Consider the following 20,790-nt stretch of genomic DNA (forward strand, 5'->3'; position numbering starts at 1 on the left):
AATGCGTGTGCAGACGCGACGCGTTCCCTCTTCGGAGCGGAGCGTTCCCGGTCGATCCCGGGCGACGCGTGGGCAGGCTGGCAGGCTCGTCGGAACCGCGCGTGGCGTGCGAGACCGCGGCCTGAATGAGCGATCAGACGAGTTCGGCACCTCCACCCGACACGGGAAAGAGAACGAACGCGGGTGACGGGCGCTACGGCCCCCTCCCGAAATGAACTTGGCGACGCCTTGCTTTCTCGGCGGGCGCGCCCACTGGAGTCTCCAAAGCGTCGAAGTACGGACGTTGAGACAACCTCGACCTGACCGCGGGCTGGAGGCCGGCACGAGCCACCCTCCGCCGCCCCGGGGGCAGCCTCCGGCTGCCGCGAGACGGGAGCCCCAGGCTCCGCACTCCCGGGAAACCCGCGGTCGCAAGGACCTAGAGCGCGCAGGAACGCGCGCTGGCGAGACTACACACAGCCCATGATCATCCTGCACGGTGCGCTCGTAGACGACGCGCTCTTCCTCTGGGGAGAGACGCCGGACGACGCCGCCGCGCCGAGCAAGACCCGACGCAAGACCGCCCGCCCCTACCCCTTCGACGCGGGCGCCGAAGCGGTGACCCGCGCCGCCCGCGAGCTGCCGATCGGATTCCGCCCGACCGCACGACGCAAAGCCCAGGCCACCGCCTGGTTGCCGACGCGCGGGGATCATCCGCTTCCCTCGAGCCCCCTGATCGGCGAGACCCCGAACAGTCGCGCCAAGCTGACGACCGCGCCCTGGATCGTCGAAGGCATCTCGCTTTCTCCGAGCGAGGCCCTCGACGTGCTCTCGGGCTACGGCCAGCGCGGTGAGACCCTTCACGGGATCATCGGTGGGCCCGACCTGCGTTTCTGGCTGCACGCAGTGCGACTGGCCGGATCCCTGGTCGCGCGACAGCGCTACCTGCCGGGCGTGGGAGAGGACGAAGACGGCAAGCTCTTCGCGCGCTGGCAACCCGTCTGGATCACCGAGGACCTGCGCTACCTCGACGAGCTCGCGCTCGCCATGCCCGGCGCCGCGCGTTCCCTCGTTCCGAATGGAGATCCGGCCCCCGAAGAAGCGCCCGCGAAACTGCTCAAGCGCTTCGTCGACCAGCTCGTCGATCACATCGTTCGATCCCACACCGAGCCAGAAACCGAAGACGGGATCATGTCGGCGACACCCAGCCTGATCGCCGCCGACACGCCCGATGCCACCATGCAGGATCGATGGTTGGCGGCTTTGCGCACCGAACAGGGTCTGCTCAAGGGCAAGGACACCGATCTCGAAGACCTCGCCGATCAGCTGCGGGAGTGGCGAAAGCCCCTGGACGCCGCAGTCGGAGCGCCTTTCCGCCTGTGCTTCCGGCTCGAGGAACCGGCGCCGCCGAAGGAGGACCCGCGGCAGAAGCGGCAGCGAGGCCGGCGCAACGGAAAAGCGCGCACCCGCGAATCGGCGCGCCCGGGACAGCGGCGTTGGTACGTCCGCTATCTGCTGCAGGGCACCGATGATCCCAGCCTGATCGTCCCGACCGCCGACGCTTGGATCCTGCGCGGACGCAAAGCCGCCGCGCTCCAGCGCTCGGGCAGCGATGTGCATCAGACCCTGCTGATCTCGCTGGCCCAGGCCGCCGGTGTGTGTCCGAAGATCGAGATGAGCCTGCGCTCCCGCAAACCCTCGGGCTACTCGCTCGACGCGCGTGGAGCCCATGAGTTCCTGACGCAGACGGCACCGGCTCTCGAGCAGGCGGGCTTCGGAACGATCCTGCCCGAGTGGTGGACCGGCAACGAGACCGAGCACCATCTCTCGGTCCGTGCGCGCGTCCAGACTCTGGAACAGACCCACCAGGACGAAGAGCCCAGTCTCGACGACTTCGTCGAGTTCGACTGGGAGATCTGCCTGGCGGGGAAGCCACTCAGCGGCCGCGACCTCGAGGAACTCGCCCGTCTGAAGGAGCCACTCCAGCGCGTCCGCGGACACTGGGTGCAAACGAGCGTCGAAGAGATCCACGCGGCGCTCGAGTTCTGGAAGAACCGCCGCGGCGGTTCGGTGACGGCGCGCGAGATCGTGCGCATGGCACTCGGTGCGGCCGACACATCGGCGGGCATCCACTTCGACGGCGTCCAGGCCACGGGCTGGCTCGGCGCGCTCCTCGAGCGCCTCCAGGACAAGAGCGCCATCGAACCGCTCTCGACGCCGCTCGGTTTCGAAGGCGAGCTGCGTCCCTACCAGCAGAAGGGCTTCGCCTGGATGGAGTTCCTGCGCACCTGGGAGCTCGGCGCCTGTCTCGCGGACGACATGGGTCTCGGCAAGACCATCCAGACCCTTGCCTTGATCGAACGCGAACGCGACGAAGGCGAGGATCGCCCCGTGCTGCTCGTCTGCCCCACGTCGGTGCTGGCAAATTGGGAGCGAGAGGCCGCGCGGTTCACGCCGAAGCTCCCGACCATGATCCATCACGGACCGAGCCGCAAGAAGGGCTACGAGTTCGTGGCGGCCGCCCAGGATCACGCCGTGGTGTTCACGAGCTATGCGCTCGTCCACCGGGACCTCGAAGACCTGCGTTCCATGCGCTGGGCGGGCGTCATCATCGACGAAGCCCAGAACATCAAGAACCCGGACACCAAGCAGTCCCTCGCCGTGCGCGCGATCATGGCTGACTACCGGGTCGCGCTGACGGGTACCCCGGTCGAGAACCACGTCGGCGATCTCTGGTCGATCATGGACTTCCTGAACCCGGATTTCCTCGGCAGCCGAGAGCAGTTCAAGCGCGAGTTCCTCGTCCCGATCCAGGCCCATCGCGACCCGGACGTCATCGCGCAGCTCTCCCACATCACCCAGCCGTTCATCATGCGGCGGCTGAAGACCGACCGCTCCATCATCTCCGACCTGCCGGACAAGCTCGAGATGAAGGTGTTCTGCGCCCTGACCGGCGAACAGGGCGGCCTCTACGAGAAGGTCGTCGACGAAGCCGAGCGCAAGCTCGAGGACGCCGAGGGCATCGAACGACGGGGCGTCATCCTGGCGACGCTTTCGAAGCTCAAGCAGGTGTGCAACCACCCGGCCCACTTCCTGGGCGACGGCACCGAGCTACCCAAGCGCTCGGGGAAGCTCACCCGCTTGACCGAGATGCTCGAAGAGGTGACCCAGGCGGGGGACCGTTCGCTCGTCTTCACCCAGTTCGCCGAGATGGGCAAGCTCCTGCAGAAGCACCTGCAGAACGAGCTGGGCCGCGAGGTGCTCTTCTTGCACGGCGGCACCCAGCAGAAGCGGCGAGAAGCGATGGTCCAGCGCTTCCAGGCCGACAGCGACGAAGCGCCGCCGGTGTTCGTGCTCTCGCTCAAGGCGGGCGGTACCGGCCTCAACCTGACCGGCGCGAACCACGTCTTCCACTTCGACCGCTGGTGGAACCCCGCCGTCGAGAACCAGGCCACCGACCGGGCCTTCCGGATCGGACAGACCAAGAACGTGCAGGTCCACAAGTTCGTCAGCGTGGGCACGCTCGAAGAGCGCATCGACGAGATGATCGAGCGCAAGAAGTCGATAGCGGAAGACATCGTCGGCACCGGCGAGCAGTGGATCACCGAACTCTCGGACGAGGAGCTGCACGAGGTCTTCTCGCTGCGAAAGGAAACCCTCCGGGACTGAGACATGTCGGACGAAGGCAACGGAGAGAACAAGCGGCGCCGACGCCGACCGCGGCGCCGTCCGCGCGGCAAGGGTTCACGCGCCGAAGGCGGCGAGAACTCGGGCGACTCGCGGGGCGAGGCCAGCGAGACCCAGTCCGCTGGCGGAAACGGCTCTGCCCGCAGCGGTCGGGGGCGCGGCAATCGCTCCCAGAACCGCGGACGCGGGCGCGGCCGGAACCAGCGCAACACGAACGGCCGCAATCGCCAACGACGCGGGCGGGTCGCCGAGAACTGGTGGGCGCGGCGCTGGGTCGAAGTCCTCGAGAAGTTCGCCGTCGGGCGACGGCTCGGACGCGGTCGTTCGTACGCCCGCCAGGGCAACATCGTCGACATCGAGATCGGCAAGGGTTTCGTCACCGCACAGGTGCAGGGATCCCGAGACGCGCCGTATCTCGTCCGCATGCATTTCTCGATGCTCTCCAGCACGGACTGGAAGAAGATCACGCGCGCGCTGATCGCTCAATCGGAGATCGCCATCGAGCTGGGCATGGGTCAGATCCCCAGCAGCATCGAGGGCGTATTCGAGGAGCAGAACCTCTCCCTCTTCCCGAACGCCAGCGGCGACCTGAAGGCCGCGTGCTCCTGCCCGGACAACGCGAATCCCTGCAAGCACGTTGCCGCCGTGTACTACCTGCTGGGAGAGGAGTTCGACCGGGATCCCTTCCTGATCTTCCAGCTTCGCGGGATGGAGCGAGCGGAGCTCATGACGGCGCTCGGGTCGGCTGCGATTCCGAAGCCGCCGGCGCCGCCGCTGCCGCCCGAGTACGGTGGGGAGGACCCGGCGGAGAGCGAGGACGGCGAGCTGCTCGCCGCGCCGCCCCCGATCCCCGAAGTGATCGAACCGCCGCCCGAGCGCGAGATCCCCGACGAGCCGCTGCCCGACGACCCAGACATCTTCTGGGGCGGCGCAACGCGCCCGAAGGAAGAGGACATCGAGGTACGCATCCCCCGGACCCCCGGCGCGGTGGCCGCGCGCCTCGGCGGCTTCCCGTTCTGGCGGGGCCAGTCGAACTGCGAGGCCGCGATGGCGCGCACCTATCGCAACGCCTCGATCACCGGGCTCGACGTCTACCTCGGCGCAGACGAGACCGGCGACGCGGACGACGCCTAGCCCGGCGCAAAGCTCGCGATGTGCGCGAGGTAGGGCTCGGGGAAGCCGTAGCTGCGTGCGGGGCCGAGAATGCGCTCGACGTAGGCCGGGTCGGCCGGTCCGGGGGCGAGTGCATCCGCGATGTAGCAGAGCGCCGGCTCGAAGCCGGGACGCTCGAGCGACTCGACGAGCACCGGATGCGGCCAATAGACGCCCCCCAGGACCTCCCGGGCGTGGGTGTAGAGCCGCTCGAGCTGCGCGTGATCCGCTTCGGCAAGGATTCCGTAGGCCAGAGCCGTTGGGTCGAGCACGAGGTTGGCGAGCGGGCGAATCTCGAGCCGGTAGCCGGCGAGACGCGTGGGCTCCCAGCGTTCGGGGCGAAGCTCGACATCGGCGAGTACGTCGCGGTTGAGATACGAGCCGTAGAAGAAGACGGCGACCGGGCTCATCGGAACGAACGGAGCTACTGCGCGGGCCGGGTCATGGGCCAGAGCGGCGGTGAGTCGCCTGCCTGCAGCTCACCGACGATCTCGAAGCCGAAGCGCTGATAGAGGGGGAGGTTCGCGCGGTTCGACGACTCGAGGTGCGCGGGCAGCCCGAGGGCATCGCAACGCTCGAGCGTGCTGCGGAGCAGCGCGCTGCCGACTCCCCGGCCCTGATGCGCGGGATCGACGCCGATCGTCGGCAGATACCAGTGATCACCAGACGGGTGGTAGTCGCCCACCGAACCCATCAGTGCGCCCACGCGCTCGATCTGGTCGGGCGCCATTCTCGACAACCAATTCGCCGCGAGCTCTTCGTCACTGGCGTGCACTCCCGCCGGCAACCAGAGAGCGGCTCCCGCGTCGTCTGCGGCCCGAAAGGCCGTCCCGTGCTCGAAGGCCAACCCGCCGAAGGTCTCCATCAGCGCCGCGAAGTGGGTGAAGTAGTCCTGAGCGCGCGGGAAGATCCAGCGAAACACCGGATCCGCCACGAAAGCGGCGGCGAGGGTGCCGTAGACCGCGTTGCTCTGGTCCGGCTTCGCCACATCGATCACGGGAGCGGTCGCCATCGGGTTCACCTCGAGCGGTTCAGGGCGCGTCGGTCGCCAGCTCCCGCAGGAGCTCATAGGTCATCTTCGTGCCCCGGCCCAGTTCTTCGACGCTCAGACGTTCGTTGTTGCCGTGGATGCCATCGCGATCCTGGGGAGTGATCCGGAAGGGCGCGAAGCCGTAGCAGGGAATGCCCCGCTCGCGGAAGAAGTGACAGTCCGTGAATCCGACCGCCATCGTCGGGGTGACGATCGCTTCCGGGTCGTAGCGCGCAGCGAGCCTCCGGAGCGCGTCGAAGAAGGGATGGTCGACAGGGGATGCTGCAGGTGGAAAGGAGAGGAGTCGCTCGATCTCGACTGCCGGATCGGCGACGACCTCGCGCAGCGTCGCGACGAAGGCGTCGGGGTCCTGGTCCGGGAGCAGACGCACGTCGAGTTCGGCGGTGGCTTCGGGCGGGATCACGTTCGTCTTCGGGGACGCCGCGAAGCGCGTGATCGAGATCGTGTTGCGGATCATCGCGTTCTGCCGGACGTCGCTCGTGAAGCGCGCCTCGAGATCCGGGTCTTCGAGGGCGGCAGCGAGGTCCGCCCAGATCGACCGCTGGTCGGGGGGAGCAAGGTGGGCCATGTCCGCGTGGAAGCGCTGGACCCTGGGCAGGACGCGCAGCGGCGTCTCGTACGCGGCAATTCGTGAGAGTGCGCGCACCAGGCGGGTCGGCGCCGCGTCGGGACGCGGCATCGACCCGTGTCCGGGCGTCCCGCGAACGCGCAGCCGCAGCCAAAGCGGAACCTTCTGGGCCGCCTCGACCGCGTACGCGAGGGCTCGTCCGTCCGCGTCCGCCTGGATCGCTCCGCCTTCGTTGAGCATGAAGGCCGCGCCGCGGAACGCGTCGAAGTGGGACTCGACCATGTAGCCGGCCCCGGCCGCGCCCCCGGCCTCCTCGTCCGCCACGGCCAGGAGCACGATGTCGCGGTTCAGTGGAACCCGCTGCTCCGCGAGCGTGCGCATCGCCAGCGCGTGGGTGATGCCCAGGCCCTTCGTGTCGAGGGCGCCGCGGCCCCAGATCTGTCCGTCCACGATCTCTCCGCCGAAGGGATCGCGCTCCCAGTAGCGCGCGTCGGCCGCGACGACATCGATGTGATGCATCAGGAGGATCGCTCCGCCGGCTCCACTGCCGCGCAAGCGCGCCACCAGGCTCGCCCGACCCGGGGCCGACGCGAATTCCTCGACTTCGATGGCGGTGTCCTCGAACAAGCCCCGCAGAAACGGTACGGCCGACACTTCGTTCCCGGGCGGGTTCGTCGTATCGATGCGCAGATACTCGGAGAGCCGTGAAGCGGCCTCGGCCTCGATCACCTCCCAGTCGAGCGGGGGCGGCGACTCGATGCCGGGGGTCGCGCAAGCCAGGAGCGCAGCGCTGCCGGCCAGCGCAGCGGTCACCGGGAGCAGACGGCGGACCATCGCGCTCAGACCGCCTCCTCGGTGACGTCCGCAGCGGTGCGCACCGAGCGCGCCCGCGCGTGGCCGGCGATCGCCAGGAACTCCTCCGCCCAGGCGGGCCCCGTCCCGTCGTCCTCGTGCTTGAAGAACACGAAGAGCTCGGACCAGCGCTGGGGTCGCAGTCGGTGCCACCAGTCGCGCAGGCTCGCCTCGTCGTAGTCGGTGCGACGCAGCCGGAGGTAGCCGAACTCGGCCACGTCACAGAGCGGCGTCTGTTCCTCCTCGGTCTCCGTCACGACCCACGCCACGCCGCGTTCGCGCAGGCAGCGGGCCACCGCGTCCTCCTGCCAGCTCGCGTGGCGAAACTCGAGGGCTGCCGGCGCACGCCCGTCGAGCTGGTCGAGGAACGCTTCGAGCCTCCCGACGTCACAGCGCAGGTACGGAGGCAGCTGAAAGAGCAGCGTGCCCAGGCGGTCACCGAGCGGCTCGAGCACCGAGAGCAGGTAGTCGAGCTCTTCCCCGGCGTCCTGGATCCGCTTCTGGTGGGTGATCCGGCGGCTGGCCTTGATCGCGAACCGGAAGTCGTCGGGCACCTGCGCGGCCCAGCCTTCGACCACCTCGCGTTTCGGCATGCGGTAGAAGGTGTTGTTGATCTCGACCGCGGGCAGCTGCTCCGCGTAGAAGGAGAGCATCTCGGCCGGACGGATCTTCTCGGGGTAGAAGGAGCCCTTCCACTCCTTGTACGCAAAGCCACTCGTGCCGATCCGGAGGTTCATCGGCGAATCCACGCTTCGGGGGGGTAGGAAAAGGGGGAGAGGCGCAGTATGCCACAGCCCTCCAGCCTCCCGGCTACGCAGCCGCGGCGCGGATCAGAGCCCCCGCGATCTCGAACATCCCGCCGATCGCAACGATGAAAGCCACCGTGCGCAGATAGGGGACGCCCGCGACGTAGATCAGCGCATGGGCGACGCGGCCCCAGAAGAAGAACGTTGCGCCTCGAGCCGTTTCGTCGTTCGAGACGCCGGCCAGGTGAGCCGCGAGCACGAGCGCCGTGAACGGAATCAGGTTCTCGAGCATGTTGCGGTGCGCGCGCACCACCCGCTCTCCCCAGCCCGGCAGGGCGACGTCTTCATCGCGATTCCCGAAGCCGTAGCGCAGCCCGGCCACCGAGATGTGCGCGATGAGCACGCTCAGCGACTGCACGATCATCAACACCGCCGCGTAGGTCAACATCTGGAGTTCGGTGGTCATTGGCTCCTCCGGTCATGGGCGCCGTCGTCGTCGTTCGTCGAGATCTGCGCTTCCCAACGGGCGCGATCGATGGCATACACGGCGACATCGTGCCCCTGCAGCTGACGCCGCTCATGGAACGACTCGCCAACCTTCTCCGCAACGCGAATCGAGGCGACATTGTCGGGCAGGATCACGCTGATGACCCGTGCGACGCGCTGGGTGGCGAACGCGTCCGCGAGGGAAGCCCGTGCGCCTTCCGTGGCGAAGCCCTCTCCCCAGCGTTCGCGATCCACCATCCAGCCCACTTCGAGGCCCGGCCATCCTTCTGGCTGGTACAAGCCGATCCGGCCCAGGAGCGCTCCGCTCGATCGCTCCTCGACCGCCCACAGGCCGAAACCGCGGATCTGCCAGTGGCCGAGCACGTAGCCGAGCGAACGCCAGGCCTCTTCGCGGTTCAAGGGTCGACCGTTCCCGATGAAGCGCATCGTTTCCGCGTCGCCCAGGATGCGTGCGTAGGCGTCGAGGTCGCTCTCGCGGAACTGCCGCAGCCGCAGACGGTCGGTGTGAAGCTCGGCGCTGGACATGGGGCCGACGCGCGGCCTAGTGAGAAACGCCCGGCTCGGGCCCGTTCGAGACCCACGGTGCGACCACGCGAACCTCGAGGCGGACGCAGGGCAGGCCGTGGAACGCCTCCGGCGCGTCCGACGCATCCGCGGAGAAGCCCACCAGGACGTCGGCCGCTCGCTCCAGCGAAGAGCGATCCCCGTCGCGGCGTCGCGCCACGGGCGTCGAGGGCCCCTGGGCGATGCGGCCGACCAGGTAGAAGCTCACGGTGTAGCAGTGCTGGTCCATGCTCAGTGGCTCGTCGTACTGAGCGTAGGCTTCGAGCTGAGGATCGATGCCCAGCCAGTCGAGGAACTCGAGCACCTCCGAGCTGTAGACGAGGTGGCGACTGGTGGCGAAATTGAAGCAGGCCTCGCAGCCGCAGGATTCCGCGCCGCCGCAGTCGATCAACGCGTACGCCTCGCGCGTCAGATCGGGCTCGGTATCGATCGCCCACTTGCGCAAGGCCACGGTTTCCATGGAAGGTCATCCAAGCACACGTCGCCCCCTTGCGGCCAGGGATTTCCGGGCTCAGCGCGGGTCACGCTCGGGAAGCGCGAACGCGATCAGTGCGTCCCCGGGTTTGCTGGGCATCATGGCGTGCCCACCGGCAGCGATGACCACGAACTGACGCCCGTCTTCGCGCAGTCGATAGGTCATCGGCGTCGATTGAGCGCTCGTCGGGAGACGTGCGCGCCAGAGTTCTTCACCCGTCGTCGTGTCGAAGGCGCGGAAGTAGTGGTCCGTCGTCGCGCCGATGAACAAGAGGCCGCTCGCCGTCGTGATCGGTCCGCCTAGATTGGGCACGCCTTCCGGCGCGAACCACCAGATCGGGAAGGGCGCGAGATCGCGCGTCGTTCCGAGCGGCACGTCCCAGCGAATCTCTCCACTCTCGATGTCGATCGCCGTCAACGTGCCCCACGGCGGCGGATTGCACGGCGCACCGAAGGGCGACAGCAACGGAACCCGCTCGAGGGCGTAGGGCGTCCCGGCCTGAGGCTCGAAACCGAAGGCAGGCGGACCGTCGGGGAACTCGGCGTCGAACTCGTCGCGCGGGACCAGACGAATGTACGTGGCCACCCGACTCGTGTTGATCAGGAACAAGCCGCGGTCGGGATCGACGCTGCCGCTGCCCCAGTTCGCCCCACCCATCATGCCCGGGTACTGAATCGTTCCCTGGAGCGACGGAGGTGTGAAGACTCCCTCGGAGCGGGCCTCGGCGATCGCGTCGCGACAGCGGCCGCGATCCCAGGGGGTGAACCCGAAGGCATCGTCGGGCGTGAGCGTCGCCGGGTGCAACGACGGCGGGCGGACCGGATACGGCTGGGTCGCGGACAGCGTCTCGCCGGGTGCGGGATCCTGGGGCACGGGGCGCTCTTCGACGGGGTGGAGCGGCTCACCGCTGCGGCGGTCCAGGAAGAAGACGTGGCCCATCTTCGTCGCCTGGATCAATCCGGGCACCGCCCCCTGCGGCGTGGGGAAGTCCACGAACACGGGCTGAGACGGCACGTCGTAATCCCAGATGTCGTGGTGCACCGTGCGGAAGTGCCAGCGCACGCTGCCGTCGCTCGCGTCCAGGGCCACCAACGAGCTCGAGAAATGGTCGAGTCCCTCGCGCTGTCCGCCGTAGTAATCGGGCGAGGTGTTGCCCGTAGGCACGTACACGAGTCCGAGTTCCGGGTCGGTCGACAAGGCGGTCCAGGCGTTCGTCGTACCCCGGCGATAGCGGACCCCGTTCTCCGCCTGACGCAGCGGGGCTCCAGCGGGCACGGGATCCCAGGCCCAGACGCGCTCGCCCGTGCGCACGTCCCAGGCGCGCACCACGCCCCCCGGCGCATCGACGCGTCGGTTGTCGAGCACCATCGCGCCCGTTACGACGCGATCGCCGATCACCACGGGCGGAGACGTGACGCCGTACTCGCCCGGTCGCGTGTCGCCGATCCCTTCGCGAAGGTCGACGGTGCCGCCTTCGCCGAACCCTTCACAGGGCGTCCCCGTCGCGGCGTCCAACGCGATCAAGCGCGCGTCGAGGGTGCCGGTGAGAACGCGCGTCTGGCAGCTCGTTGCGCTCGGGTCGGGATCCTCCCAGACCGAGACACCGCGGCAGTTGAGCAGGTAGAGCCCGTCGGTGTTCACCTCCGGGTCGTAGTTCCAGCGCTCGGTGCCCGTCTCGGCATCGAGCGCAATGACGCGGTTGCGGGGCGTACAGAAGACGAGCTGGTCGTCGACCAGAATCGGAGTCGCCTGGAAGCCGGCGCGCACACCCAGCCCACTGGATCCGTCGTCCAGATCCCCGTGGTGGTAGGTCCAGGCCGGTTCGAGCCCGTGGACGTTGCCGGGATGGATCTGGGTCAGCAGGGAGTGCCGCTCGCCGCCGGAGCTGCGCCCGTACACGGCCCATCCGTCGACGGGGCCACCTAACGGGACGTCCACTGCCGGACTGCAGGCAAGGGTGAGGGTCAGAATCGCGAAGAGGCTGGGGCGCATGATGCGGCGATTCTCGGGGTGCGGACGCCTCGCCGCAAACGGCGACGGCGCGCGCGGGTCGGGTATCCTGCGTCCCCATGTCCTCCAACCAGCTCTCCGACCGGGGTCGACAACTCGACGACGCCTTCTTCAAACAGGATGCCCAGGGGTTCCGCGACGCCCTCGCCGCCGACGAGGCCGAGGCAGCTGGGGCCCTGGCGCGCGCCACCGGCATCGACGACGAGCCGTTGCTCGCGCGGCTCGCCGAGCTCGGGATTCGCCCGGAGACGCTGGCCGCGCTCACCCTGATCCCGCTGATCGAGACGGCCTGGGCCGACGGGGTGATGGACTCTCGGGAACGCAGCGCGATCCTCGACGGCGCTGCCAGCTGCGGCATCGGTTCGGAGAGCGCGAGCCATCGGCTGCTCGAGCTCTGGACCCAGGAACGACCGACCCCGGATCTCGTGCTGTTGTGGCGGGAGTTCCTCAAAGCCGTCGCCGAGACCTTGAACCCCCAGGAGCGCGCCAACCTGCGCGCGAAGGTGATCGGTCGCGCCCACGCCGTCGCGGCCGCCGCGGGCGGCCTGCTCGACGCCTCGCCGAACGTGTCGCCCGAGGAGTGGGCGGTGATGGACGACCTCGGCGCGGCGTTCGGCGTCGAAGACTAGGGCGAAGCCGTGTCTGCCCCCGAACCGAGCGCGGCGACGCCGATCGCGCTCCGATCCAACGGGTGCTCCGAGTGAGCGGAGAACCCTCCGCCCTCGACATCCTGTTGCGCTGCCTCGACCTGGACGCCCTCGATCGCGACCTCTACCTGGGCGATCCGGGCCCGGGTGAAGGTCGGCTCTTCGGCGGCATGGTCGCGGCCCAGTCGGTGATCGCGGCCTACCGCACCCTCGACGGCACCGAGCGCCCCCTCCACTCCTTGCACGCCTACTTCCTGCGCCCCGGTCGCCACGACCTGCCCCTGCGCTTCGTCGTCGATCGGATTCGCGATGGTCGCTCGTTCACGACCCGCAACGTGGTGGCCCATCAGGGTGGCGAGGCGATCTTCAACCTGGCGGCGAGCTTCGCCCGGCCGGAACCGGGAATCTCCCATCAGGACGCGCCGCCGCCGGCGCCTCCGCCCGAAGAACTCGAGGACTGGGACGAACTGCGGGCCCGAACGCTCGGACTCCCCTCCCCCGACCGCGAGAGCGCCGTCGAAGTGCGGCTCGGCGACCCCTACGACTTCGAGGACGCGAAGAAGCGCTACGAACCGAAGCAGCGCAACTGGATCCGCGTGCGCGGCAACCTGCCCGACGACCCGACCATCCACACGGCGGTGCTCACCTATCTCACCGACCGCACTCTCCTCTCCACGGCCGCACGCGCCCACGGCCTGCCGTGGGGGAGACGCATGGCGGCGAGCCTCGACCACGCGATCTGGATCCATCGCCCCGTTCGTCTCGACGAGCGGTGGCTGCTCTACGCGGCGGAGAGCCCGGCCGACCACGCGGCGCGTGGGCTGATCTTCGGTGGTCTCTACGATGCGGACGGGCAACGCATCGCGTCGGTGGCCCAAGAAGCCCTGATCCGCGAGAAGCGGCCCGACTGACCGGGGCTACTTCTTCTCCGGCTTCTCCGCGAAGACCGCGTCGCGAATCTCGTAGACGCCGTCTTCCAGGGCGTCGTCGGTGGCGATCGTGGGGCTCTGGCAGCGCGCCGCGGCAAGCACGTCGCCGAGTACCGGCTCGAGCAGCGCCAGGGTCTTCGCATTGGCGGCGAGGGTCATCTGCAGGACGTCCCGCCCCATCGAAACCGACGCGTCCGACTTCGCCTTGTTGATCGCACTCCAACCGGCGACGGCCACATCGAAGCTCTCGGCGGCGGCGGGCGCGGGAACGCCCGCGAAGTCGGCGGCCGACGGCCACGGCGCGGCGTGGATGCTCGGCTGGCCCTTCTCCTCGGCAAAGGCCCAGGACCAGACTTCTTCGGTGATGAAGGGCAGGAAAGGCGCGAGCAAACGCAGCAGCACGTCGAGGCCGAGTCGCAGCGCCGTCACGGCGGAGCCCCGAATCGCCGCGTCCGCCGGATCCTCGGCACGCGCCCGCAGCTTCGCGAGCTCGATGAAGGCATCGGTGAAGTGCGACCAGAAGAAGGACTCGACTTCCTGCAGGACGGGAGCATGTTGGAACGACTCGAAGTCCGCGGTCGCGCGTTCCACGAGATCGCGGAGCTTCGCGAGGAAGGCGCGGTCGAGCTCGTGCGAGACGGGGTGCGCCTCCGCTTCCTGGGAGAGCACGAACTTGCCGGCGTTGAAGAGCTTCGTGACCAGGCGCTTGCCGACCTTGAAGACCTTCTCGTCGAGGGCCGTATCCACGCCGAGCCGGGCGCTCGCCGCCCAATACCGCACGCCATCGGCCGTGTACTGGTCGAGCAGCGGCAACGGCGTCACGACGTTGCCCTTGCTCTTCGACATCTTCTTGCGGTCCGGGTCGGTAATGAACCCCGAGATCGTCGCGTGATGCCAGGGCACCGAGTCTTCGTGGAGCAGCGCCTTCGCGATCGTGTAGAACGCCCAGGTGCGGATGATGTCCTGACCCTGGGGTCGCAGATCGGCCGGGAAGAGCGCCGCGTGCCGCTGGGCATCCGTCGCCCAGTGCGAGCTGATCTGCGGCGACATCGAGCTGGTGAACCAGGTGTCGAAGATGTCGGTCTCCGCCGAGAAGCCGCCCGGCTGTTCGCGCTGGGCTTCGTCGTAGCCGGCGGGCGCGTCGGTGGTCGGATCGATCGGGAGCTCGTCGGCCTTCGGTAGCAGCGGGTTCGCGTAGTCGCGCTCACCCTGGGCGTCGAGCGGGTACCACACCGGGATCGGCACGCCGAAGTAGCGCTGGCGGCTGATGCACCAGTCCTGGTTCAGATTCTGCGTCCAGTCCTCGTAGCGCTTGTGCATGTGATCCGGGTGCCACTGCACGGCGGCGCCCTTTTCGAGCAGGCCTTCGCGGTAGTCGAGCAGACGCACGAACCACTGCCGCGTGGGCACGAACTCGAGGGGGCGGTCGCCCTTCTCGAAGAACTTCACCGCGTGTTCGATCGGCTTCGGATCGCGCTGGAGCGGCGCGCCGCTGCCGGTGGCGCTCCCGCTCGGGTCGCCCAGCATCTCGACGATCGCCTTCTGGGCCTGGACGATGTTCTTGCCGGCGAGCTCGGCGTAGAAGCGGTTCGCCCCCTCCGGATCCTCGCTCTCGTACCCCTCCTCACCAAAGGTAACGGGAGCCAGCCGGCCGTTGCGTTGCACGATCTGGCGCAGGGCGAGGTCGTTTTCACGCCACCACTCGACGTCGGTCGCGTCGCCGAAGGTGCAGACCATCAGGATGCCCGTGCCCTTCTCGGGGTCGGCCTTCTCGCTCGGGAAGATCGGCACCGGCACCCGGAACAGCGGCGTGATCGCGCGCTTGCCGAAGAGCGGCTTGAAGCGGGCGTCGTCGGGGTGGGCGGTCACGCCCACGCAGGCCGGCAACAGCTCGGGGCGCGTCGTCGAGATCACGAAGGCACCGCCCCCCTCGACCGCGAACTCGAGGTCGTGGTAGGCGCCCGGGCGCTCGCGGTCCTCGAGCTCGGCCTGTGCGACCGCGCACTGGAAGTCGACGTCCCACATCGTCGGGGCGTAGCGGCTCTCGGTGTAGCCCTTCGCGTGCAGATCCAGGAACGAGTGCTGGGCGATGCGGCGCGAGTGGTCGTCGATCGTCTGATACTCGTGACGCCAATCGATCGAGAGGCCCAGGCGCTCGAAGAGATACTTGAAGGACTTCTCGTCCTCGCGGGTGACGTGCTCGCAGGCCTCGATGAAGTTCGGACGCGACAGCTGACGCGGCGGCTTCTTGCGAACCTTCGCGCTGGCCTCCTCGAGGGTGAGGTCGGCCTCGTAGGCCGCCGTCGGGTCGCAGCGTACGTGGTAGTAGTTCTGCACCCGGCGTTCGGTCGGCAGGCCGTTGTCGTCCCAGCCCATCGGATAGAAGACGTTGCGCCCCTGCATCCGCTGATAGCGGGCGAGCAGATCCGTGTGGGTGTACGAGAAGACGTGACCGGGGTGGAGCGAACCCGACGCCGTGGGCGGCGGTGTGTCGATGACGAAGGTCTCGTCGCGCGCTCGGCTCGGGTCGTAGTGATAGACGCGGCGGTCCTGCCAGGCCGCGTGCCATCGCTGCTCGGCTTCCGGAGCATCGAAGTGCTTCGGGAGTCGGCCGGGGTCGATCGCGCGGTGACGGGGTTGGTCGCTCATCGTGAAACCTGGTCAGCGGGAGGGGTCCGAAAGGGCCGAGAACATACGGCACCCCCGCAGGCGCCGCGCTCTCGGGGCGACGCGGAATCGCACCGATCCCCACGGGGAGCGCTTGCCAGAGGGGCGACGCACCGGTAGATTTCCGCGCTCTCCAGACCCTTTGCGCCACAACCCCCGGCGTTTCAGGAGCGATCGATGGCCAAGAAGTCTCAGGTGCTGCGGGACAAGCACCGCAAGCAGCTGATCGACAAGTACGCCGAGAAGCGTGCCGAGCTTCGCAAGAAGCTGAACGACCCCGAGGTCTCGATCGAGGAGAAGATCGAGGTGCAGCAGAAATTCGCCAAGCTGCCGCGGAACTCCTGCCCCACGCGCCTGAACCGCCGCTGCGAGGTCTCTGGACGCTCCAAGGGCTACTACCGGAAGTTCGCCATCTCCCGCATCGCGCTGCGCGAGCTCGCCCTCAAGGGCCAGCTTCCCGGTGTGCGGAAGTCGAGCTGGTAGCCAGAGGCCCCGCCGTGAAAGAAGACATCCACCCGGATTACCACCCCGTCCTGTTCGTCGACACGGCGACGGGACACGAATGGGTGAGCCGCTCCACCATGACCTCGAGCGAGACCAAGGAAGTCGACGGCCAGGAGCTGCCCGTCATCAAGCTCGAGATCTCCTCGCACAGCCACCCGTTCTGGACGGGCACCATGCGCGAGCTCGACGCCGACGGGAAGATCGACCGCTTCCGACGCCGCTACGGCAAGAAGTAGAGCGCCTCCCCTCCCAGGAAGCGCGGCTTCCCCGGGGCCTCCGACACCCCTTCCCTTCGCCGATCGCAGGCGTTGGAGGGCGAGTTGCGTGCCCACGTGAGAGAGGGATTCCCACCCTCCTCCCCGAGGGGATCCGGGCGCGCCGCAATCGACTCGGACGGGAAAATTCCCTGAAAAAAGAGCGACCTCCGAAGCACCCGGGACCACTCACCAACGAAGTCCATCTGCGCCCCGCAGCGCGGAACCGGGCCCTCGGATCCCCCGCAGTTCTCCAATCCAGGCCCGATTCGCCACGGCGCGGATGCTCCTGCTGTTTCGCTCTTGCTGTTGCTCTGGAGGTTCCGATGGCGCGCTGGCCCAAGCTCTTGGTTCTGGCCCTGTTCCTCGGCGTCGTCGTGGGTTGCGATGCTTCGTCCTCGACCAGCTCGTTCACCGAGACGCTCGACGACGTCGCGGGTGGTTCGGCGAATACCGACGACGAGACGCCGATGACCCCGCCCGACGAGGTCCCGCCCCCGCCGGCCGACGACGATCCGCCGCCGATGATGGGCGACAACCCGCCCAGCGATGGCGACGGCACCGACACGGCCGACAACGGCAACCCGCCGGGCGACGGAGACGGCAGCGAGACGCCGGGCGACGGTGACTCCATGGACGGGATGGAAGGCATGGAGGACGAGGCCGGCGAGGACGTCGCGGACAACGGCTACGACGACGCCGCTGACCCGGAAGACGGCGACGAGGGCGGCATGGGCGGCGGCGGCTCTATGTCGGACCCGGTACCCGAGCCTTCGGGCGCGCTGATCGCCGGGGTGGGCCTGCTGCTCGCACGTTGGGCCACGAAGCGACGCCGCGCCTAGCGGGGTGCCTCCATCGCTTTCCGAGCCGCGCTAGCGGCTTGGGCTAGTCGCTCGAGAACAGCGACCCCAGCGAGCCGATCGGTATCGTGTAGGGCACCCGCAGGTTGACGCGGAAGTCCGGCGCGTCTTCCGTCGCGCCGATTGCGATGTCGACACTCGTCGCCAGATTCTGGCTGAAGCGGTAGCCGAAGCCGAAGAGCACCGAACCGGCCTGGAAGTCCGACGACGTCTGGTTCAGTGTCGTGACCGTGCGCGTCGTCGGCCCCGCGCCGGTGCTGATCGTCTCGGTGATCAGCTCGGTATCGGTCGGACGGATGAACGTGTATCCGAAGCCGATGTTGAACGAGAAATCCTGATTGACGGCCAGGCCCATTCCGACGCTCGCCGTGATCGCATCTCCGGGATTCACATTGCCCACCCGACGCGTCTGCAGCGTCATGGCCCCCGGCATCTGGCTCAGGACCTCGTCGACGTCGCGCTCGAGGTTCAGGACGTACCCGATGTTCGCGAACACGACGGCCGGATCCTGGCGAGAGATGATCGTGAGGCTCGGGTTGATGCCCCAGAAGCCCGAGCCGGTGGGGAGCTCCTCCTCCAGGCCGGTCGTGCTTCGGTCCACCTCGAAGGGCCCGACCCCGCTATTGCTCTTTACCCGCAGGTTCCCAATGAAGTAGGGCATCCCATCGAGTCCGCTGTTGATCTGGTAGTGCGCCCCGAACTCGATGTCACCGAGATCGTAGGCACGGATGCTGTCCGAGAAAGTGGACGACATCCCGTCCGGAATCGTGTTCGACACGCGCTCCTTGCGCCACACGACCGGAACCCGTAGATCCACCTCGAAGCGATTGGTGATTCCGTAGCGCGTGGTGAGCGACTGGATCAGGCTGTCGCGATCCGCCCGGAACGCCTCGAAGTTGCCGATGAGGACGGAGCTGTCGGCCACTTCGAAGCCGTTCACGTTGAAGCGTGAGATCGAGGTGTGAGTGAACTCGACGCTGGGCTCGAAGCGAAGGGTTCCCCGCGGCGTCAATACGCCACCCACTTCCGTCAGGGTCGTCACTGTCGGGCGCGGAGGCGGCTGCTGCGGCCGCTGGCCGACCTTCTCTCGCTCCGGTGCGGCCGGCTTGGGATCCTGCGTCTTTGCGGACGCCTCGGCCGAAGGCTTCGCCGGCTCCTCCACCGCCTTCTCGGCGGCGGCGTCGGCGTCGGCGTCGGCGTCGGATGCTGACGCGTCCTCCGCGGGTGCGGCCTCCGCGGCGGAGACGGTCTCCGTCGCCGCGATCTCGCCGGCCTCTTCCGCCTGCGCGACCACGAAGACCAACGACACGGCGACGAATACGCCCATCGCTGCAGCTGTTCTCGCTGCCATCGGTTCCCCCTCTCAGACACCCGGCCGAAGCCGCAAGAAGGGCTTCGAATCGGTCATGCGAAACCGACCGATCTCTGCGTCTATCGACGCTGCCAGTGCCGGACTTGAAGCGGCAAAGCTCCGCGTTTCCCGCGGATCGGGGGATGAGTTGCGCCTGGGGCGCGAACCGTCACCGGAAAGTGGCGGTGTCTTGCATCCGGTTCGAGAGGGCGGATCCAGCGCGGTTCATGTTCACCGTGTTCTGGTGCTGCTGGAAATTTCCGATCTCGATCTGCATCTCGCCGAGCGTCTGGATCGAGACGCCGTCGAGGCGGTTGAAGACGACGGCCTGCAGGTCGTGGCGGCCGACGACGTGATGCACCTGGGTGCCCTCGAGGCTCCCGGCCGTGCGCAGCACCGTCTCGCGTCCGGTGAACGGCGTCGACTCGACCGGGGTCGGGAGCGCGCCCGGCACCTCGGAGATGGCCGTGACCGCGGCCGTGCTCGGCGCTCCGGTGCCGAACTGATCGGCGTGCTGGAGGTCCTCGACGCCCAGCTCGGTGCGAAGCAGTACTTGGTTGTCGACCGACGTCTGGATTCCCAGCGCCATCCGGATCTCGAGCCCGTCGATGTGCAGCAGCACGCCGCCGCGCATGCTGTCGAGCTCTTCGTCGGAGACGGCTTCGAGAGCCCCCGCATCGAGCTCTGCGAGCAGATCTTCTTCGGCGACCGACGCGAGGGGCGCCAGCAGCAGGATCAGCGCGCAGAGAGCGACCCTGCGCATGGCTAGAACTCCCCTCGACCCGGGAAGCCGATCGTAAGGCTTCCGAGGCTCTGGGGGGACAGGGCGGTGCCGAGGGGCGCCGCCGGGGTGATGTTCCAGTCTTCTGCCTGGTTGAAGCTCGCGCGCGCCACCTGGGAGCTGTTGCGAATCACGAAGAGCACGCCGTTCCACGCTTCCTCGAACTCGTGCTTCCGCATCGCGCGCATGCCCTCGGCCGGGTCAGCGACCAGCACCCGCCCGCGCTCGACCCCGATCACCACCACGAAGTGCTTGTAGCCGCGGGTGTCGATCAGGGCGATCGCCGGGACCTTCAGCTTCTCGAGCTTCTCCATCGTGAGGCGGAAGCCGTCCGCCCGCAGCTCTCGCGTCGCCAGGTAGTTCCGCATGTCGAGCAGCGAGAAACCCACCTCGCGAATGCGGTCCTGGTTGCCCACCGCCCACATCGCGTCGAAGACCGCCGACTCGGGCGTCTCGATGCCGTAGTGATGGGTGAGCAGGGTGGCGACCGCCGCCGATCCGCAGCTGAAATCGTACTGCTGCTTCACGACCGACTGGAAGCGCAGCTCGGCCAGGCTCATTACGCCCACCCGATACTGCCCCCCGGACATGTCCGCGCGCGCCTCTCCTGCGCCGGCGGGCGCGGTGAGGGCCAGCGCCAGGCCTACCGCGATGACGGCGGCGCCCAGCAACGTGGCGCGGGGAACGATCGGGGACACGGAAGTCTCCTCAGTCGAGGTAGACGTTGACGGTCATCGAGCTCTGCATGGACACGTTGTTGCCCGAGTTGACCATCGAGGAATGGATGCCGTGATTGGCGTTGAACGAGTTCTCGAAGGAGACGTCACCCGTGGTGACGTGGTCTCCCACGACGTTCTCGCTGACATCGGACTCGAGGTTCGACTCGGTGTCGATGTCCGCCATGCCGGCGTAGGACGACAGCTCGTCGTCCCCGAGCGGCTCGGCAAAGGAAGCGCCTCCGAAGAGGTCGGACGCGACCGGATCCGCGAAAGCCGGCGCGTTCAGGCCGGCCGCGATCACGAGCGCGAGAAGGGAAAGTCGGAACGCTTGCATGTCGTCCTCTCGACGAGAAACAAGGGAAGAGGGGCCGGGCCGGGAACAACACGCCCACAAAAAAAAAGGTTGATAAAACAATATAATAAGCGCACACGAAGCTCAACCTCATACATGGGGACAGATCAAACGCCCCCGAGAGGGGAGAGCGGG

The 20,790-nt window shown here is 68.1% G+C and carries 20 protein-coding genes; 7 read left to right on the forward strand and 13 right to left on the reverse strand.

Annotated elements, in window-relative coordinates:
- The first annotated feature begins 462 nt into the window (after positions 1–462).
- Positions 463–3,648 carry a DEAD/DEAH box helicase gene (locus tag AAF430_20435; protein ID MEM7412610.1) on the forward strand — a complete coding sequence of 1,062 codons (3,186 nt, stop codon included), beginning with the start codon at positions 463–465 and terminating at the stop codon, positions 3,646–3,648.
- A 3-nt stretch (positions 3,649–3,651) separates the two neighbouring features.
- On the forward strand, positions 3,652–4,800 hold the full coding sequence (locus AAF430_20440) for an SWIM zinc finger family protein (protein MEM7412611.1): 1,149 nt from the start codon (positions 3,652–3,654) through the stop codon (positions 4,798–4,800).
- Here the strand turns inward: AAF430_20440 and AAF430_20445 are convergent.
- The 8 genes from AAF430_20445 to AAF430_20480 all read right to left on the reverse strand — a co-directional run bounded on the left by AAF430_20445 (position 4,797) and on the right by AAF430_20480 (position 11,573).
- Positions 4,797–5,228 (reverse strand): gamma-glutamylcyclotransferase family protein, encoded by a 432-nt coding sequence (locus AAF430_20445; GenBank protein ID MEM7412612.1) that lies wholly within the window; start codon positions 5,226–5,228, stop codon positions 4,797–4,799. The genes AAF430_20440 and AAF430_20445 overlap by 4 nt on opposite strands.
- Before the next feature lie 14 nt (positions 5,229–5,242).
- Positions 5,243–5,830 (reverse strand): N-acetyltransferase, encoded by a 588-nt coding sequence (locus AAF430_20450; protein MEM7412613.1) that lies wholly within the window; start codon positions 5,828–5,830, stop codon positions 5,243–5,245.
- A 19-nt stretch (positions 5,831–5,849) separates the two neighbouring features.
- Positions 5,850–7,271: a M20/M25/M40 family metallo-hydrolase gene (locus AAF430_20455; GenBank protein MEM7412614.1), complete on the reverse strand. Its 1,422-nt coding sequence runs from the start codon at positions 7,269–7,271 to the stop codon at positions 5,850–5,852.
- A gap of 5 nt (positions 7,272–7,276) precedes the next feature.
- A complete protein-coding gene (locus tag AAF430_20460) occupies positions 7,277–8,026 on the reverse strand; it encodes a DUF72 domain-containing protein (GenBank protein ID MEM7412615.1) in 750 nt (249 codons plus the stop codon).
- Positions 8,027–8,099: 73 nt separating this feature from the next.
- Positions 8,100–8,501, reverse strand: a complete 402-nt coding sequence (locus tag AAF430_20465; protein MEM7412616.1) for an MAPEG family protein — start codon at positions 8,499–8,501, stop codon at positions 8,100–8,102.
- The gene (locus AAF430_20470) at positions 8,498–9,067 is read right to left on the reverse strand and encodes a GNAT family N-acetyltransferase (GenBank protein ID MEM7412617.1); all 570 of its coding nucleotides are present in this window, start codon (positions 9,065–9,067) and stop codon (positions 8,498–8,500) included. Before AAF430_20470 ends, AAF430_20465 begins: the two co-directional genes overlap by 4 nt.
- 16 nt (positions 9,068–9,083) lie before the next feature.
- The gene (locus AAF430_20475) at positions 9,084–9,566 is read right to left on the reverse strand and encodes a hypothetical protein (GenBank protein MEM7412618.1); all 483 of its coding nucleotides are present in this window, start codon (positions 9,564–9,566) and stop codon (positions 9,084–9,086) included.
- Positions 9,567–9,617: 51 nt separating this feature from the next.
- The gene (locus tag AAF430_20480; GenBank protein MEM7412619.1) at positions 9,618–11,573 is read right to left on the reverse strand and encodes a pyrroloquinoline quinone-dependent dehydrogenase; all 1,956 of its coding nucleotides are present in this window, start codon (positions 11,571–11,573) and stop codon (positions 9,618–9,620) included.
- 77 nt (positions 11,574–11,650) lie between these two features.
- Between AAF430_20480 and AAF430_20485 the strand changes: the two genes are divergently transcribed.
- Together AAF430_20485 and AAF430_20490 are read left to right on the forward strand one after the other, a co-directional pair.
- The gene (locus tag AAF430_20485) at positions 11,651–12,220 is read left to right on the forward strand and encodes a hypothetical protein (protein ID MEM7412620.1); all 570 of its coding nucleotides are present in this window, start codon (positions 11,651–11,653) and stop codon (positions 12,218–12,220) included.
- Between the two features lie 71 nt (positions 12,221–12,291).
- A complete protein-coding gene (locus tag AAF430_20490) occupies positions 12,292–13,149 on the forward strand; it encodes an acyl-CoA thioesterase domain-containing protein (protein ID MEM7412621.1) in 858 nt (285 codons plus the stop codon).
- Between the two features lie 6 nt (positions 13,150–13,155).
- Here the strand turns inward: AAF430_20490 and valS are convergent, their stop codons facing one another.
- Positions 13,156–15,816: a valine--tRNA ligase gene (gene valS / locus AAF430_20495; protein ID MEM7412622.1), complete on the reverse strand. Its 2,661-nt coding sequence runs from the start codon at positions 15,814–15,816 to the stop codon at positions 13,156–13,158.
- A gap of 195 nt (positions 15,817–16,011) precedes the next feature.
- Between valS and rpsN the strand changes: the two genes are divergently transcribed.
- From rpsN to AAF430_20510, 3 genes are all read left to right on the forward strand, one after another.
- Positions 16,012–16,317 carry a 30S ribosomal protein S14 gene (gene rpsN / locus AAF430_20500; GenBank protein ID MEM7412623.1) on the forward strand — a complete coding sequence of 102 codons (306 nt, stop codon included), beginning with the start codon at positions 16,012–16,014 and terminating at the stop codon, positions 16,315–16,317.
- Between the two features lie 14 nt (positions 16,318–16,331).
- Complete coding sequence (locus AAF430_20505) at positions 16,332–16,574, forward strand: type B 50S ribosomal protein L31 (protein ID MEM7412624.1); 243 nt, start codon at positions 16,332–16,334, stop codon at positions 16,572–16,574.
- Between the two features lie 344 nt (positions 16,575–16,918).
- Positions 16,919–17,434: a hypothetical protein gene (locus AAF430_20510; protein MEM7412625.1), complete on the forward strand. Its 516-nt coding sequence runs from the start codon at positions 16,919–16,921 to the stop codon at positions 17,432–17,434.
- A gap of 43 nt (positions 17,435–17,477) precedes the next feature.
- On the opposite strand, the gene AAF430_20515 is transcribed toward AAF430_20510, so the two are convergent.
- From AAF430_20515 to AAF430_20530, 4 genes are all read right to left on the reverse strand, one after another.
- Complete coding sequence (locus AAF430_20515; protein MEM7412626.1) at positions 17,478–18,803, reverse strand: transporter; 1,326 nt, start codon at positions 18,801–18,803, stop codon at positions 17,478–17,480.
- A gap of 169 nt (positions 18,804–18,972) precedes the next feature.
- Positions 18,973–19,566, reverse strand: a complete 594-nt coding sequence (locus AAF430_20520; protein MEM7412627.1) for a hypothetical protein — start codon at positions 19,564–19,566, stop codon at positions 18,973–18,975.
- 2 nt (positions 19,567–19,568) lie between these two features.
- Positions 19,569–20,282, reverse strand: a complete 714-nt coding sequence (locus AAF430_20525) for a C39 family peptidase (protein ID MEM7412628.1) — start codon at positions 20,280–20,282, stop codon at positions 19,569–19,571.
- A 10-nt stretch (positions 20,283–20,292) separates the two neighbouring features.
- Positions 20,293–20,637: a hypothetical protein gene (locus AAF430_20530; protein ID MEM7412629.1), complete on the reverse strand. Its 345-nt coding sequence runs from the start codon at positions 20,635–20,637 to the stop codon at positions 20,293–20,295.
- Between the last annotated feature and the right edge of the window lie 153 nt (positions 20,638–20,790).

This window comes from Myxococcota bacterium (assembly GCA_039030075.1).
In the GTDB taxonomy this organism is placed as follows: Bacteria; Myxococcota_A; UBA9160; order UBA9160; family SMWR01; genus JAHEJV01.

Excerpts from the sequence above, each read along its gene's own strand:
- AAF430_20460 (MEM7412615.1), bottom strand. The coding sequence starts at position 8,026 with ATGAACCTCCGGATCGGCACGAGTGGCTTTGCGTACAAGGAGTGGAAG.
- AAF430_20485 (MEM7412620.1), top strand. The coding sequence starts at position 11,651 with ATGTCCTCCAACCAGCTCTCCGACCGGGGTCGACAACTCGACGACGCC.
- AAF430_20520 (MEM7412627.1), bottom strand. The coding sequence starts at position 19,566 with ATGCGCAGGGTCGCTCTCTGCGCGCTGATCCTGCTGCTGGCGCCCCTC.
- AAF430_20475 (MEM7412618.1), bottom strand. The coding sequence starts at position 9,566 with ATGGAAACCGTGGCCTTGCGCAAGTGGGCGATCGATACCGAGCCCGAT.
- AAF430_20465 (MEM7412616.1), bottom strand. The coding sequence starts at position 8,501 with ATGACCACCGAACTCCAGATGTTGACCTACGCGGCGGTGTTGATGATC.
- AAF430_20480 (MEM7412619.1), bottom strand. The coding sequence starts at position 11,573 with ATGCGCCCCAGCCTCTTCGCGATTCTGACCCTCACCCTTGCCTGCAGT.
- AAF430_20450 (MEM7412613.1), bottom strand. The coding sequence starts at position 5,830 with ATGGCGACCGCTCCCGTGATCGATGTGGCGAAGCCGGACCAGAGCAAC.
- AAF430_20530 (MEM7412629.1), bottom strand. The coding sequence starts at position 20,637 with ATGCAAGCGTTCCGACTTTCCCTTCTCGCGCTCGTGATCGCGGCCGGC.
- AAF430_20515 (MEM7412626.1), bottom strand. The coding sequence starts at position 18,803 with ATGGCAGCGAGAACAGCTGCAGCGATGGGCGTATTCGTCGCCGTGTCG.
- AAF430_20470 (MEM7412617.1), bottom strand. The coding sequence starts at position 9,067 with ATGTCCAGCGCCGAGCTTCACACCGACCGTCTGCGGCTGCGGCAGTTC.
- AAF430_20455 (MEM7412614.1), bottom strand. The coding sequence starts at position 7,271 with ATGGTCCGCCGTCTGCTCCCGGTGACCGCTGCGCTGGCCGGCAGCGCT.
- AAF430_20440 (MEM7412611.1), top strand. The coding sequence starts at position 3,652 with ATGTCGGACGAAGGCAACGGAGAGAACAAGCGGCGCCGACGCCGACCG.
- AAF430_20435 (MEM7412610.1), top strand. The coding sequence starts at position 463 with ATGATCATCCTGCACGGTGCGCTCGTAGACGACGCGCTCTTCCTCTGG.
- AAF430_20445 (MEM7412612.1), bottom strand. The coding sequence starts at position 5,228 with ATGAGCCCGGTCGCCGTCTTCTTCTACGGCTCGTATCTCAACCGCGAC.
- AAF430_20510 (MEM7412625.1), top strand. The coding sequence starts at position 16,919 with ATGGCGCGCTGGCCCAAGCTCTTGGTTCTGGCCCTGTTCCTCGGCGTC.
- valS (MEM7412622.1), bottom strand. The coding sequence starts at position 15,816 with ATGAGCGACCAACCCCGTCACCGCGCGATCGACCCCGGCCGACTCCCG.
- rpsN (MEM7412623.1), top strand. The coding sequence starts at position 16,012 with ATGGCCAAGAAGTCTCAGGTGCTGCGGGACAAGCACCGCAAGCAGCTG.